Origin of the sequence: Solibacillus palustris, assembly GCF_022549215.1 — a bacterium.
In the GTDB taxonomy this organism is placed as follows: Bacteria; Bacillota; Bacilli; order Bacillales_A; family Planococcaceae; genus Solibacillus; species Solibacillus daqui.
Window position 1 is genome coordinate 38136 of the sequence record NZ_JAKZFC010000010.1, and the last position, 15430, is coordinate 53565.

The 15430-nt window shown below is 38.8% G+C and carries 14 protein-coding genes, 1 pseudogene and 1 riboswitch; of the genes and pseudogenes, 11 read left to right on the top strand and 4 right to left on the bottom strand.

The window, feature by feature from the left end; genetic code table 11:
- Window positions 1-13: 13 nt before the first annotated feature.
- Complete coding sequence (locus tag LZ480_RS18185) at window positions 14-949, bottom strand: Gfo/Idh/MocA family protein (protein WP_241370964.1); 936 nt, start codon at window positions 947-949, stop codon at window positions 14-16.
- A 281-nt stretch (window positions 950-1230) separates the two neighbouring features.
- Here LZ480_RS18185 and LZ480_RS18190 point away from each other — a divergent pair, with 281 nt between their 5' ends.
- The 9 genes and pseudogenes from LZ480_RS18190 to LZ480_RS18230 all read left to right on the top strand — a co-directional run bounded on the left by LZ480_RS18190 (window position 1231) and on the right by LZ480_RS18230 (window position 10186).
- Window positions 1231-2559: an FAD-dependent oxidoreductase gene (locus LZ480_RS18190; protein ID WP_241370965.1), complete on the top strand. Its 1329-nt coding sequence runs from the start codon at window positions 1231-1233 to the stop codon at window positions 2557-2559.
- Window positions 2560-3038: 479 nt separating this feature from the next.
- On the top strand, window positions 3039-3806 hold the full coding sequence (locus LZ480_RS18195) for an ABC transporter ATP-binding protein (protein ID WP_241370966.1): 768 nt from the start codon (window positions 3039-3041) through the stop codon (window positions 3804-3806).
- Window positions 3793-5637 carry an FtsX-like permease family protein gene (locus tag LZ480_RS18200; RefSeq protein WP_241370967.1) on the top strand — a complete coding sequence of 615 codons (1845 nt, stop codon included), beginning with the start codon at window positions 3793-3795 and terminating at the stop codon, window positions 5635-5637. Before LZ480_RS18195 ends, LZ480_RS18200 begins: the two co-directional genes overlap by 14 nt.
- 18 nt (window positions 5638-5655) lie before the next feature.
- A complete protein-coding gene (locus tag LZ480_RS18205) occupies window positions 5656-6015 on the top strand; it encodes a YxeA family protein (protein WP_241370968.1) in 360 nt (119 codons plus the stop codon).
- A gap of 215 nt (window positions 6016-6230) precedes the next feature.
- A pseudogene (locus LZ480_RS18210) lies at window positions 6231-6434 on the top strand (pyridoxal-phosphate dependent enzyme); the annotation flags it as partial.
- Between the two features lie 178 nt (window positions 6435-6612).
- On the top strand, window positions 6613-7905 hold the full coding sequence (locus LZ480_RS18215) for an S-layer homology domain-containing protein (protein WP_241371001.1): 1293 nt from the start codon (window positions 6613-6615) through the stop codon (window positions 7903-7905).
- Between the two features lie 205 nt (window positions 7906-8110).
- A riboswitch (PreQ1 riboswitch) is annotated at window positions 8111-8157 on the top strand.
- Window positions 8158-8281: 124 nt separating this feature from the next.
- Window positions 8282-8782 carry a preQ(1) synthase gene (gene queF / locus LZ480_RS18220; RefSeq protein WP_241370969.1) on the top strand — a complete coding sequence of 167 codons (501 nt, stop codon included), beginning with the start codon at window positions 8282-8284 and terminating at the stop codon, window positions 8780-8782.
- Between the two features lie 144 nt (window positions 8783-8926).
- The gene (queC, locus tag LZ480_RS18225) at window positions 8927-9598 is read left to right on the top strand and encodes a 7-cyano-7-deazaguanine synthase QueC (RefSeq protein WP_241370970.1); all 672 of its coding nucleotides are present in this window, start codon (window positions 8927-8929) and stop codon (window positions 9596-9598) included.
- Between the two features lie 48 nt (window positions 9599-9646).
- Complete coding sequence (locus LZ480_RS18230) at window positions 9647-10186, top strand: VUT family protein (RefSeq protein WP_241370971.1); 540 nt, start codon at window positions 9647-9649, stop codon at window positions 10184-10186.
- 312 nt (window positions 10187-10498) lie between these two features.
- On the opposite strand, the gene LZ480_RS18235 is transcribed toward LZ480_RS18230, so the two are convergent.
- Window positions 10499-11884 (bottom strand): YcdB/YcdC domain-containing protein, encoded by a 1386-nt coding sequence (locus tag LZ480_RS18235; protein WP_241370972.1) that lies wholly within the window; start codon window positions 11882-11884, stop codon window positions 10499-10501.
- A 249-nt stretch (window positions 11885-12133) separates the two neighbouring features.
- Here LZ480_RS18235 and LZ480_RS18240 point away from each other — a divergent pair, with 249 nt between their 5' ends.
- Together LZ480_RS18240 and LZ480_RS18245 are read left to right on the top strand one after the other, a co-directional pair.
- A complete protein-coding gene (locus LZ480_RS18240) occupies window positions 12134-12784 on the top strand; it encodes an SIMPL domain-containing protein (protein ID WP_241370973.1) in 651 nt (216 codons plus the stop codon).
- Between the two features lie 174 nt (window positions 12785-12958).
- A complete protein-coding gene (locus LZ480_RS18245; RefSeq protein WP_241370974.1) occupies window positions 12959-13153 on the top strand; it encodes a hypothetical protein in 195 nt (64 codons plus the stop codon).
- Between the two features lie 125 nt (window positions 13154-13278).
- Here LZ480_RS18245 and LZ480_RS18250 read toward each other — a convergent pair whose 3' ends face one another.
- Window positions 13279-14664: a sensor histidine kinase gene (locus LZ480_RS18250; RefSeq protein ID WP_241370975.1), complete on the bottom strand. Its 1386-nt coding sequence runs from the start codon at window positions 14662-14664 to the stop codon at window positions 13279-13281.
- 21 nt (window positions 14665-14685) lie between these two features.
- Window positions 14686-15387 (bottom strand): response regulator transcription factor, encoded by a 702-nt coding sequence (locus tag LZ480_RS18255; RefSeq protein ID WP_241370976.1) that lies wholly within the window; start codon window positions 15385-15387, stop codon window positions 14686-14688.
- Between the last annotated feature and the right edge of the window lie 43 nt (window positions 15388-15430).

A 15430-nucleotide genomic window follows, 5' to 3' on the forward strand; every position in this document is an offset into this window, starting at 1 on the left:
ATAAAATGATTTGCTATTTTAATAACTCATCTATCCAACGTTGAACCTTTAACCCTTCTTCAAATGGTACGATAAAGGCATTTTCACCAAGCAGTGTTTTACGGCAAGCGTCTAGCATCGTTTCGGGCATTTCGGTTGCAATAACTTCTACTTCTGCTTCATAGGCTTTTGCTGTGAATACTTGTGACCAGTTACGCAATGTGACCGTTTTATTTGTACCGAAAACTTTATAGTCGATGCGTTCTTCTTGGCCAATGCCTGCAAGTCCATTTATGACCATTGGAATACCGCTCATTGTTTTTGCTAATGCGGATACGCCTGATTCACATAGTGCTTCGTTTTGTGGATATGTCGTTTCGTGTACAGTAATGTCGATATCGCCAAATAAATGATGCGTTAACTGTAAGTAGTGTGGGAAAATTTCACGTATGAAGCCACCTTGCTCACGTGAAGCAATCCACGGGTTTTGCTGCCATTTGCGCGGCCATTCTGGGAAATATGTATGTAGTTCAATGCGCATAATATCGCCCATATCACTTGCTAATTCTTTTTTGAATTGATGCACCGCTGCTCCGTACATTAGCGGGAAGTGCATCGCTGTTTTGACATTCGATTGTTGTGCGACTTGTACCATGACTTCACCGTCCGAGGCATCATGGGCAAGTGGTTTTTCTGATAAAATATGAAGCCCGTGCTTGGCGACTTCCTGTGTTAATGAGGCATGGCTAACGGGCGGTGTGCCGATATACACCCAGTCAGGTCTTAAGTTGAGTAGTGCTTGTAAATCATTTGTTGTGTTGACGTTGTATTTTTCCTGTAATTCCTTCGTACGTTGTTCATTCGTATCAAAAATAGCGGCGATTTCGTAATGTTCGTTGTTTAACGCTTGGTTAATAATCCTTTCGCCGACAACACCTGTGCCGATAATACCGATTGTTGTTTTTGTCATAGTGGGATTGCTCCTTTATTAGAGTATTCTGATAGTTAGTGTAGCATATTTTTCGGATTTCGGAATATAGTGGAGGGAGATTTTAGAAGTTTTGGAGCGAATAAAAACAGTGAAAAAAATAAATGCATGTCACATTAAGCATCGTTCATGTGAAATGATTGAAAATATGTTTTACTAATGGTAAGTTAACTCACTTATATAACTAATGAACATGAATAAAGTATACAAAAGATAAAAAATATTTTCTGAAATGGGATTAGACTTAGAAGGAGTGGTGCACGGTGAAGGTAGTAATTATCGGAGGAGATGCGGCAGGAATGAGCGCGGCAATGGAAATTGTGCGCAATAATAAGGCTGCACAAATTTTAGTGTTAGAAAAGGGCGATGTCTATTCATACGGGCAATGTGGTTTGCCGTATGTCATTAACGGAAAAGTGCCACATACAGATGATTTAATCGCACGAGATGTTGAAGAGTTCCGTGCAAAATACGGAATTGATGCACGGATTTTTCATGAAGTAACGAATATTGATACGAAGTTAAAAAAGGTGAGTGGCGTGGATGTGAATAGCCGTGAACCATTTGAATTTTTATACGACAAATTGTTAATTGCAACAGGGGCCTCACCAATAATTCCTCGGCTGGAAAATGCAGACTTACAGGGCATTCATACAGTGAAAACCATTCCACAAATGGAGGCGTTAATGCGTGTATTACCTAATGTGAAGCATGTGACGATTATTGGTGCGGGTTATATTGGTTTGGAAGTTGCAGAAACGATTCGTGAGCGCGGGTTAGAGGTGCGTTTAATTCATCGCGGGAAGCGTTTGATGTCAGCTTTAGATCCAAAGCTAGCGCAAATGGTGTTAGAGGAAGCACGGAAACATGGCATTGAAGTATTACTAAACGAAACGACACTAGGTTTTAAAGGGGCAACGCATGTCGAAGGGGTACGCACGGCATCAGGTATTTATGAGACCGATTTAGTCATTGTCGCAACGGGGGTACGTCCAAATACGCAGTTTGCGAATGGCTTTGCGAAACTCGAAAACGGGGCATTAATTGTTAATGAACATATGGAAACATCTATTGAACATGTCTATGCAGCAGGCGATTGTGCAACCCATTATCACCGTATTAAGCGTCAGATGGATTACTTACCGCTAGGCTCTACAGCGAATAAGCAAGGACGTATTGCCGGTTTAAATATTGCTGGCTACATGCAAAAATATCAAGGCATTGTGGGCACATCGATTTTAAAATTTTTCAATTTGCAAATTGGAATGACGGGATTAACTAATGCAGATGCCGATCAACTGCATGCACTTGTAGAAGCGTATGAAATGGAAGTAAACGATATCGCAAGCTATTATCCGAATGTACGTCCGATGAAACTGCGCATGCTTGTAGAGCAGCAAAGTCGTCAGTTACTAGGCATGCAAGCGGTTGGGGAAAATGGGGTCGATAAGCGTATCGATGTATTTGCAACAGCGCTTTATAACGAAATGACATTTGAGGATTTACTACATTTGGACTTAGCATACGCACCACCATTTAGCGGTGTGTGGGATGCAATTATGCAAATGCCGAAGCGATACGGTAAAAAATAATCAAAACGAAAGAAGGCACGAGCTACTATTGGGAGGATAGCTCGTGCCTTCTTCTTTTTTTCGTTTAGGCTAGGTGTGTGCTAGCCTACCTTATGAATGAGGTGGTAGTCAAATGGTTCAAAGCATAATGAATATTGTTGAGTTTTTACATGCTAGCAGCTAGGTATCCTGCAACGGTGGAATCATGCAAAAAGTCTAAATACTCTTTTGAACTTACATACACTATAACGCAAAAACAGCACAAAAATGCCATTTTAATAGAACTGTAAATGATATGTAAAGTATAAAAAATGGTATAAAACCCATTGTATCAATGTTTATGGGCGATTACAGGAAATTGCCCTTGTCATGTTATGAATATTGTATGACAAATATATGACGTATGTGACGAACGATTTAAGATTTTCGTAAGGTTGGACGCAGTTTACTGTAAGGTTTGCGCGGTATAGTAAAAGCAACAACAAAACGAGGTGTTTGACATGACGACAATCTTACAAGTAAACAATGTGTCAAAGGTGTACGGTAAAGGCCAAGCTACTTTTGAAGCACTGAAAAATATTACATTTGATATTGAACAAGGGGAATTCGTGGGGGTAATGGGTCCTTCAGGTGCTGGGAAATCCACATTACTAAACGTTTTAGCGACTATTGACTCCGCTTCTAATGGCGACATTGTAATCGACAACGCCAATATTGCGAAAATGAAGGAAGAAAAGCTCGCCGATTTTCGCCGCGATCATTTAGGCTTCATCTTCCAAGATTATAACTTGCTCGATTCTTTGACAGTGCGTGAAAATATCGTGCTACCACTGGCGATTGCCAAAGTACAGCCAGCACAAATTAAAGAGCGCGTTGAAACGATTGCCGCGCAGTTTGGGATTGAAGGCTTACTCGATAAATATCCATATCAAATTTCAGGTGGGCAAAAGCAGCGTACAGCAGCCTCACGCGCACTTGTTACAGCACCGAAAATGATTTTTGCTGATGAACCAACTGGCGCACTCGATTCAAAATCGGCTACAGATTTACTCGAAAGTATGAGTAAATTAAATGCACAGCAAAACGCGACGATTATGATGGTTACACATGATGCGTATGCCGCAAGCTTTTGTCAACGCATTTTGCTTATTAAAGATGGTGAGTTATCGAAGGAGCTATTTCGCGGTACGAAATCAAGGAAGCAGTTTTTCCAATTTATATTAGAGGAATTAGCAGCAACGGATGGTGATATGCATGACATTATTTGATTTGGCATTAAAAAACATTCGCCGCAATATGAAAAGCTACTCACTTTATGTTGGCTCGATGGTCTTTAGTATTTGTATTTACTTCACATTTGTCACGTTGAAATTTAGCGATGATTTTGCTGACGGTGGTTCGATGATTAGCACACTTATGAATGTGTCTTCGGTAATGCTTATTATTTTTGTTGCAATTTTTATTGCCTATTCGAATTCATTTTTTATGAAAAAGCGTAAAAAAGAAGTCGGCCTGTATTCATTACTGGGTGTTCGCAAAAAGCAAATTGGTTTTTTATTGTTTTTCGAAAATATGGTGATTGGGCTATTTTCATTAATTGTCGGCATTTTGCTAGGGTTCTTTACTTCGAAGGGCATTTTAGCGATATTAATTCAGTTAATGAATTTAGATATTGTTTCAAGTTTTACATTTTCGGGTGAGGCAGTTCGTCAGACGATGTTGCTATTTATGATCATCTTCTTCCTCACATCATTGCAGGGTTACTTTGTTATTTATCAATTTAAGTTAATTGACTTGTTCCATGCAGAAAAAAAGGGTGAGGCGCTGCCAAAAGCGAAGGCGATTGCTGCTATTTTAGGGGTGGCGATGATTGGCGCAGGCTATTATTTAGCCTCTGTCGATATGTCGACTTCGCAGACTTGGAAAATGCTAGGGATTTTAACGACACCGCTGATTATCGTTCTACTCGTTGTGTTTGGGACATATTTATTATTCCATAGCGTAACGGTATTCGTATTATCGAAAATGAAAAATAATGTCCACTTTGCATGGCGCGGTTTGAATTTAATGACTGTATCGCAAATGCTGTATCGTATTCGTGGAAATGCGAAAACGTTAACATTAATTGCGATTTTGAGTGCGACGACCATAACAGCGGGTGGCGCGGTATTTGGCCTTTATTACAATATTGGAAAAGAAGCACAAAAATATGCACCAAATACGTTTATGTGGCAGGGTAATTCTGTAAATATACAATCAGACGCAATAATATACAACGAAAATATAGAGGTTAAAAACAGTGATTTAAGTATATACGGTGACGTGTATAACTATGCGTTCATTAAATTATCTCAGTATAATAAAATAACTTCTTTGCAAGGGAAGGAAGCGTTGACGTTGTTGGGAAATAATGCGTTTATTATTGATAGCTTTTACGATGCGCGTTTTTCTGATGATTACACAGGGAAGACCATGCAAGTAGGCGAACAAACATTTACGATTGAAAGCTTTTCAGATGAGTCGATGTTTAATACGCCATCACTATTTGTTGTAGCGGTTGTAACGGACAAGGCATACGAAGCCATTCAAGGTGAGGCAGTTTCGTATCAAATGGTTGAAATGAAGGATGAAAAAAATCAGTTAGCAGTATCTGATAAAATCCGCGAGCAAATCGGGGAGAGTGAAACCCTCTCAAGCTATCCTGCAATCTATCAATCAATGGTGCAATCCTATGGGGCGCTACTGTTTGCTGGGAGCTTTTTGGGCTTAGTATTTCTTATGGCGATGGGGAGCGTTATTTACTTCAAAATGATTACCGATGCCGAGGAGGATCGAGGCAAATACGAGGTGTTATTTAAAATTGGCGTGAACTCAAAAGAAATGAAAAAAACAATCCGCGCTCAAGTTGGCTTGATTTTTGGGATTCCACTTATTTTAGGCATTTTACACAGTGTGTTTGCGTTAAAGGCTTTCTCAACATTGTTTAATATGAATATCGTGACACCTGTGCTCATTTGGATTGTTGTTTATTCTGCAATTTACGGTCTGTACTATGTATTAACAGTTTCTTATTTCAATAAAGTGATTCGTCAAAAATGATAATGGAGGAAAACATAGATGAAAAAACTATTTATTGCTTTTGGTTTCGTAGTGGCTTTGTTAGTAGCTGGCTTAGTTGTGTTAGCGACAATGGATTTTAACCGTTTAGGGAAAGACCATGCGTACGTGCAAATTACAGAAGATGGCGTAGAAGATCGTTCTGTCGCAACGGATGGGACGGTTTATATGAGCTATTGGTACGAGCAAGTTGCGTACGATGAGGACGGGAAAGAAGTTCTGGTGAAATTTTCGGCGAGCAAAAATTTACGTCATGAAGCATACTTAATGCTCTATACAAAAGATGGAAATGAAGTAACGTCTTACGATGAAGTGCAGTACGATGAGCTACCAGCGAAAGTAAAAGCACAATTCAAATAATCGTTTGACAGTTTTTGGGAAATAATGAAAAATTAGAAGTCGTAAAAGGGTGCTGCTCTTTTATGACTTTTTGCTATTTTTGTGGTTTAGAAAGTATAAATTTTTCAAGTAAACCCACAAAAGAAAAGCTATCATTTTAATCTGTATTGTGCGAAACATGCTTTTCTAACGATCAGAAGGGATACGAATGAAATTAACACAATTTGCACGTAACGCTACCAACTGCGGAAATGGTGGAGGCGGTACAGCTACTGGCGCGTACAGAAGGAATTTTACTGGATGTCGTTTATACTGGAAAAGTGATGGCTGGTCTTATTGATTTTGTGCGAAAAGGGAACTATTCAAAGGACGACAAAATACTGTTTATACATACAGGCGGTGCGATTAGTTTGTCCGCTTTTGGAGAGGCATTTAGGTGAATTAGATTAATGGTAAATCCCTTTTTAAATTTACATGTAACTTAGTGTATTTACGTTCTCAAAATGTAATAAAAAAATACAAAATATAATATAAAAAAAGAGATTTGTTAATGGAAAGTATTTTATTCTCTGATATAATAAAAATACTTTAATTTGGAAGGAGAGGTAATGTTTGGTTGTGAAGAAAAAACTTTATAGTTTGATTATAGTAATCACTATTGCTTGGTTGTCCGTATTTTCGATTGGAAACAATGTGGGCTTTGCAAAGACATCAGCAGATTTTACTGATCTAAAAGATTTAGATGCAGCAACGAAGGCGAAGTTTGATGCGATGATTTCAGCAGGTGTTTTCGATGGTGTCTCTGACACGAATTTTGGACTAAGAGAAGAGATGAATCGCGCTCAATTTGCCAAGGTTGCAGCCCTTATTACTGGCTTGGACGTTAACAAAGATTTAAAGACATCATCTTTTAGCGATGTACATGCGGATGATGCAGCAAATGGTTATGCATTACCTTATATTGAAGCGATAAAAAAAGCAGGAATAACAGATGGTGTAGGTAATGGAAACTATAATCCCGCAGGTGAAGTGACTAAAGAGCAATTGGCTACATTTTTAGTTCGAATTTTAGGTAATAATGGGGAAGCGGGCTCAACTCCAACTGGTACTGACAGAACTGTTTCAGATTGGGCGCAAGGTTATGTTGCACAAGCTCTTCAATTAAAATTGTTATCTAACAATGCTAACGGTACGTTTGGAGGAAATACAAGTGCGACTCGAGATTTGCTAGTTTTGGGTGGTTTTGAAACTGCAAAAACAATCGAAGGTGCGAAACCTCTCGAAGTGTCTGGAGCTGATTTCGTAGCAGCGAACAAGCTACAGCTCACTTTAACAGTGGGTGTAAACGCGAATTCTGTCGATCTGTCTAAGATTACAATTAATGGTGTGCCGTTAGATCCGAAGCTGGATAGTTATGAGTTGTCTGAAGATAAAAAGACAATCATTATTAAATTACATGAAGGTTTTCAGTTTGATCCGTCTAAGACACCAACCATCACTGTGAACGGCTTAGTTTCGATTTTTGGTAACGAGGTGAAGAACGAAGAAGGCAAGATAATTCCAGTAAAGGTGACAGAGCCTCCGGTTAATTCAGCAACACCAGTTATTCCAGAGTCTGCACCAATAGAGCCAAATCCAGGCGAAGAATTACCAGAAGTACCAATAGAACCAAATCCAGGCGAAGAATCACCAGAAGTACCAATAGAGCCAAACCCAGGCGGAGAATTACCAGAAGTACCAACAGAACCGAATCCAGGCGAAGTATTACCAGAAGTACCAATAGAGCCAAATCCGGGCGAAGAATTACCAGAGGTACCAATAGAGCCAAATCCGGGCGAAGAATTACCAGAAGTACCAATAGAACCAAATCCGGGCGAAGAATTACCAGAAGCGCTAATAGATCTAGAATAAGGATCTTATTTCTCAGAGGGAACAAATAAATTTAATTACAGGAGGGGCATCTAATTAGGTGCCCCTTAATTTCGCCCTTACTTATGATAAGGAGAGCCTTATCGAGTAAGTGCGATTATTGTAAGTGAGTAATTCAATAATATTGGGATTTGACATCTATCTCCATGTAGTGTATTGTCTTTTTAGATAAAATACCTGAAAATTCTCAGGAGAGGTTCATAGCTGATACCCTCTATAAAAAACTATGGATACATGACAAATACGCCATGTCCATAATTGGACATGGCTTTTTTTGATTCAATCCTGTAAGTTGTATAGAAAATGACAGCGCCTCTCCTTGAAAAGATTCGGTATTACTTTTCAAGGAGGTTTTTTTATGACTGGCCGCAAGCCCACTGAAGGATTAAATGATTTAAAACTATTAGGGAATCAGAATACACAATATGCAACGGACTATGCACCTGAGGTATTAGAGTCAGTAGAAAGTCTGCATTCGAATCGTGATTATTTCGTGAAATTTAATTGTCCGGAGTTTACGAGTTTATGCCCAATTACAGGACAACCGGATTTTGCAACAATTTATATTTCATACATTCCAGAGAAAAAGTTAGTTGAAAGTAAATCATTAAAGCTTTACTTATTTAGCTTTAGAAACCATGGTGATTTCCACGAAGATTGCGTGAATATTATTATGAATGACTTAATCAAGCTACTAGATCCAAGATATATTGAGGTTTGGGGCAAATTCACGCCACGTGGTGGTATCTCGATTGATCCATGGTGCAACTATGGAAGACCAGAAACAAAATACGAAGAAATCGCAAATTACCGTTTAATGAACCATGATTTGAATCCAGAAAAGATTGATAATCGATAAAAGGTATTTGCCCGTTAATGCGAGATGAATTGAATAGATCCTTGTTGGCAAGGAAGAGGTTATTAGCGACCCTCTTAAAAAAACTAAGATGGAAACAGCACTTCTCTTAGCGTGCTGTTTTTTCTTGATTAAGGAGATTTTAATATGATTCAGGATAAAGCACTTGTTGTATTTAGTGGGGGGCAAGACAGTACCACTTGTTTATTTTGGGCAATTGAACGTTTTGCACAAGTTGAGGTTGTGACTTTTGATTATGGTCAAAGGCATCGTTTTGAAATTGAATGTGCTAAAGAAATCGCAAATGAAATGGGCATCAATCATCACATTCTTGATATGTCCCTGCTGAATCAACTTACTTCGAATGCATTGACACGTGAAGAAATAAAGATTGAAGAAAATAGTGATGGGCTACCTTCGACTTTTGTCCCTGGACGCAATCTGCTTTTTCTTTCATTTGCTGGTGTTTTAGCAAGTCAAATAGGAGCAAAGCATATAGTGACAGGCGTTTGCGAAACTGATTTTAGCGGCTATCCTGATTGTCGCGACATTTTTATCAAATCATTGAATGTAACATTAAATTTGTCGATGGATTGTACTTTTGTCATCCATACACCATTGATGTGGATTAACAAAGCACAAACATGGGAGCTAGCAGATCAACTTGGTGTATTAGATTTTGTGAGAGAAAAAACACTAACTTGCTATAACGGAATAATGGCAGACGGTTGTGGTGAATGTCCGGCTTGTAAGTTACGAAAAAAAGGGCTTGAAGACTATATAAACGCTAAGAGCGAATTTTACGAAAAGAATAGTTAAATATTGCTAAGCTTTTACAGAGTTAGTGGTATTTAAAGGAGAGAAATTATGAGAATATTATTCTATTTATTGTCAATTGTAATTGCAAACGTAGTAACAGCAAGATTTGCACCATTAGAGTTTGGAATGTTTATCGTTCCGATGGGGACACTTTTTGTTGGAGCAACCTTCATTTTTCGAGATCTTGTGCAAAATAAGTATGGTCGAGCAAAAACATATATCTTTATTTTCTTAGCGTTACTCTTATCTGGAGTGGTTTCGTTTTCACTAGGGGATACTTTGATGATTGTTGCAGCATCTGCGATATCATTTCTCATTGCTGAATCAGCCGATACAGAAATCTATACACGCTTGAAACTACCAATGGCTTGGAGAGTTTTCTACAGCGGGATTGTTGGCGGTCTTCTTGATTCTGTTATTTTTGTCATCGTTGGGTTGAGCCCACTTGGAGCAGGATTCATACCATGGGAAGCTGTACCAGCCGCTATTGTGGGTCAAGTAATTGTGAAGACAGTCATTCAATTGCTAGGGGCTTTGATTTTAAAACAAGGATTGGCAATAAAAGAAAAGCGTCTTACTAGCGTATAAATAAGAAGATTTGCCATTTAGGTATGGCACATTTGATTTTCCTAGTTAAAACTATGTGGTAGAGAAAAAATAGTATCGATATTAAAAATAAACCGCACTTAGGCTTGTAACGTAGAACCATATTACAAGTAAGTGCGGTTCTACTTTTCATTCTATTAATTACGCCTCTGTGTAATTGCGTCAAGATTTTTTTCGAGTTCACTCGAAAAACTCCCCTAAAAAATCTGTGACATCCACCAGGGCTTTGTCCGACACGATGTTGGTCACTCAGGTGCCGCACAAAGCGGCGTCCTTAGCCTGAGTTCCTCCAAGCTAAAGCTTACTGACGATAAGTTGTCCTGTTAAGGCATCTATCCCTACAATCTGCTGTTTCGTTTGTGCGTATCCTAATTTATATTGTAATACTTCATCGTTTTTATTTTCATCATACTGCCTTGACCATTGTAAAAAGGTATCGATTTCTTTTAAGGCTGGCATTACGTCTTTTAATGGTTGGATAGTTTGGGCTTCATAGGATTGAAGAAGCGCTAGGTCCATATGAGGGGACCATAAGATATCCACGAATCCCGTCGTTTTGTTTATGCCAATGTAAAAACGTTCCCCCTCTATTTGTAAGTCTGGAGCTACGTGCAGCGGGAAAGTGAAAAATGCGCGGTTTGCTTCATTAAATGCGGGTTTTTCGATTCGGTATTGTAAATAAGGAACATATTCTTCAAAATACGTTGCAATAACTGCGCATGCAATGTCACGGCAGGCTTCAAACGAAAGATCGAGTTCACCTGTACGCTCTTTAAACCACATGAATTCCTTTAACTTCCTCGAATGCTTATCAATCTTCGCTTTTACCGTATGCTCCATACGTTCAAGCAGGAAGTTTTCCATTGTCTTATCTGCAGGTGCTCGCCAGTCTTTTTCTCGCCATACAATGACAAGTGTATTTTCATCCACTTCGAATTCGCGTAGTTTTATCATAGAATCTGATACATCGATAATTTCCTCTATTGTTGCTCGTTTTTCAAATGCGGATACCTTTGGAAAAGGGATGAACGACTCGGGCTCTTCCTGTTCGTGTTCAAAGGTAGGGTGCCCATTTACAGCATTAAATGATTGATAAACAATCGGACTCTCATAAATTGGGTACAGGCCAGATTGTGAAACTGAATAATAGTCACTTACTAGATACTTCATCGTTAGTGTCCAATTTGCTTTGTATAGCTGTTGCAAAATAGCTTCTTTATCGGCAAGCTGTATTGGGAATTTTGGTGGTGTTTTCGTGTAGCCATCGTACCTAAAATCAATGATTTCACCGAATTTGGAAACGGCTATTTTTGTGTAATAGCTTGCAAGAGGATAACCTCCTATAACTTGTTCGTATAAAAAAATGGTTTCATCCTCGTTTTCGATGACAGTAGACAAAGTTAAATAATCCAGTGCTTCTTGGTACTGTTCCATTAGAAAATTTTCTGCAAGGGCTTGCTGCTGTTGCGTTGTCACGAGTGTTCCTGTATTCGAAGGAGGTCGAGTTAAATCTAATAATTTTCCGTTTTGATCAAGTGACACTTCAATTCCTTTTGCTAAATCATCTGCCGACCACATAAATTTAGCTTGTTCGTTTGAAAAATCCTCTACAAGTAATTGATAGTCATCAGGAATGGACACAAAGTTTAAAGCTCTTTTGGCTAGTTGTTCCTTTAACATATGTACCACTTCTTTCTGCTTATTGATGGGTTCATGCGTTGTTTTAGTTGATATGAATAATTTTACCATAACGGTTATTATTATGTAGTTTTAACTTGTGCCACTGTCAGCACAAGTTATTTATTGGAAAAATAGCAGGAGATGTTGGCGAATCAACACGTTCGTTGAAAAAGTGAAAAGAAATGCGAACACCCACCTAAACAAGGCGCATAGAATATTGAAAAACAATTACACGAAAGGCGGAATCCATTGTATTCTCCACAATTTCGGTTTCAACCATATCCAGACTCACGTGAGATGACCGTGACGGGGAATGGAGAAATCGTTGCGCGGCCTGATTATGTTCAAATTCAGATAGAAGTGCGTACAGAAGGGAAAGATGTCAGTCTAGCTCAGCAAGAAAATGCCTTAATCATGAACCGCGTCATTGGGTCGCTTTTGGCGTTAAATATTCCAAGAGAGGCCATCCAAACAACGGCCTATACAATTTCTCCAAACTACGATTACATCGAGGGTAGACAGGTGTTTAGGGGCTATGAGGTGCAAAATGCGATTACAGTTAAAATAACGGATATTAGTCAAGCTGGGACGGTTATTGATACAGCTATACAAAATGGGGCGAATCATGTTTCAGCTATCCAGTTTAAAATAGAAAATTCTGATGCCTATTATAAACAGGCGCTTAATTTAGCACTGGTCAATGCTATAGCAAAAGCCAAATCAATGGCTGAAACGATGCAAATACCGTTACAGCTGATACCGATTGAAATTGTAGAAGAGAGCCATAATAATATACCAGTTCCTTATAAGGTTCAAATGAGTAATCAAGACTTTATAACACCCATTGAACAGGGGACAATTCCTATTAATGCCTCTGTTCGAGTTAAATTTCGATTTTAACGAAAAGGTTACTCCTTAAATTATTTGTGAGGAATTATATGGATGTGCATTGTATTTTGACTAAAAAACTTTTGTTTTAATAATTTTTATTAACCTGGGTCAAACTTTAGTTTGAAAAGTCTTAATTAGACGATTCGTTTAATTACTTTTCAAAAAAAAGAATGGAGGATGGTTATGTCAAATATGAATGAAAATCGTAATCATGCAACAGCAAAGGGAAAACAAAGTATGGAAAAACGAGAAGTAAATCGAAATCCCAAGAAGTTTCAGTTGGAGGAGTTCGGTACAGAATTTGACTTCGATACGGGCTCAAAGCAGGCTAAAGCAAACAACAATCAACCAGTGAGTGAGCGATCAGCCTGGCACTAATTTATATTTGACAACTATTCGACACAATGAGAAGAAGAACTAAGGCATGTGCCTTAGTTCTTCTTTTCGTGATTGGATTACAAATATTCCACGTATACCTGCTTTTTGTCGATTAGCACATCCCTCTAAATGCGAATCTTTACAGTAGTACCGTTACCAATTTCACTCTCAATTGAAACTTCGCCACCATGTGCGATAATAATATCACGAGCAATAGCGGTACCAAGACCCGTTCCGCGCACATTTGTCGTATTCGAGCCGCGATAATAGCGCTCGAATACATTTTCAACATCTTCTTGTGACATGCCACGACCATTATCACGAATTTCAATCATTACACGTCTATCTACTTCAGTGAGCGCTACAGTCACTTGTGTATCACCAGGATTATGAATAAGTGCATTCATCAAAAAGTTCGTGATGGCACGCTGCATTAGATGCTCATCAACGGTTAACACCAGCTCGGATGCGGTACTTTCAAAATGGACATGACTCATTGTAAATTGAGGGTCGTTTAGCACGTTAATCACTAGGTCACGTAGTAATTTTTCGATACGTACTTCTGTTAGTTGAAGCGGCAATTTGTGCTGGCGTAGCTTCATTGTTAAATTAAAATCATCGATGAGTTCACGCATATAAACCGACTTGCGCTCAATCACTTCTGCGTATTCTTTACGTTCCACGTCACTAACATCCGCATCGTTCAATAATTCGGCATAGCCTTGAATCGATGCGAGCGGAGTTTTCATGTCATGCGAAATATTACTAATCCACTCATTACGCATTTGCTCGAGCTTTTTGTGTTCGTTTTCTTGTTTTTCGAGCTCGCTTGAAACGTCCTGTAAATTGGTAAACACCTGCTTATAAATACCAGGACGCTTCACTTTTTGTAAGTGGAAGTTGCGGTTTTTTAACTGCTGGATGCTGTCAATCATGACATAAAGCGGCTTCGTTAAAATCGAACCGAACATGAGCCCAGCAAAGAGCGCAATTATTAAATCAACAATAATGATATATAGAACATATTTAGAAGTGACATTTATAATGGAGCTACCATTTAACGATAAGGTATAGCGTGACACATCAGGATTGAAAATACCGATTAAATAGCTGAAATCGTCCTTGTTACTAACATAAACGGTTGTGCCTGTATCATATTCCTGATATTTGTAATGCTGCACAATGTCAATTGGACGATAATGGCTCGGTGCTTCACTAGGTGCAAAATAAGATGTGACAACAGTGCCATTTGAATCTAAAATTTGAATCCATGCATTATGGGCTGTTAATAAAGAAAGACCAGCGTCATTAACATTAGGTACATTTTGCTCGGTGGAAATATACTGTTTAAAATCACGTGTAAATACTTCATCATTGACGGAATCATTCGTTGTGGATTTGTTCGATTGCCAATAGAGTAGCCCGACAAGCAATACTAAATTCACGATAATAACTATAAAAATAATGGTCATAATCGTCATTAAAAAGCGATTCGTCAGCTTCCATTTCATTGTGCGTTCCTCCGAATCTTATTAAATCACAAATTTATAGCCAAGCCCCTTTACAGTTTTGATGGAAACAGGCTTAGACGGAATTTGTTCGACCTTTTCACGAAGACGGCGAATATGCACCATCAGTGTATTATCCGCGCCCAAAAAGTCCTCACCCCATACGTGCTCATATAACAGTTCTTTACTCAAAATTCGGTTTGGATTGCGCATGAAGCAAGCCATTAAACCAACCTCTTTTGCTGTTAATTCAAGCAGTACACCGTCTTTTTTTATTTCTGTTTCATCGGCATTCATTTCGAATGGTCCGCATATCGTAGAAGTACTTTCAGTGATAGTAGATGTGCTTTGAGCAAAACCGAGGCGGCGTAACTGTGCCTTTACACGGAAGGCTACTTCTTTTGGACTGAATGGCTTTGTAATATAATCATCGCCACCAATTGCCAGTCCTAAAATTTTATCGACCTCATCAGATTTTGCGGATAAAAATAGCACTGGAATATGCGAGGTTTCACGGATTTTGCGGCATAGTTCGTAGCCCTCACCGTCTGGTAGCATGATATCAAGCAGTGCAATGGTTGGCGAAAACGTTTTAAATGCCTGGAGCCCTTCTGCGACAGAGCCCGCCGTTTGGATTTCGGTGAAGCCTTCTTTTTTGAGCGCGGCTTTCATTAAATTTCGTAAATCCTCTTCATCGTCTACAATCAAAATGCGCGGCTGTTCCATAGAAGCACGTCCTTTCAAAAAACTAGTATTTTTATTATAAAAC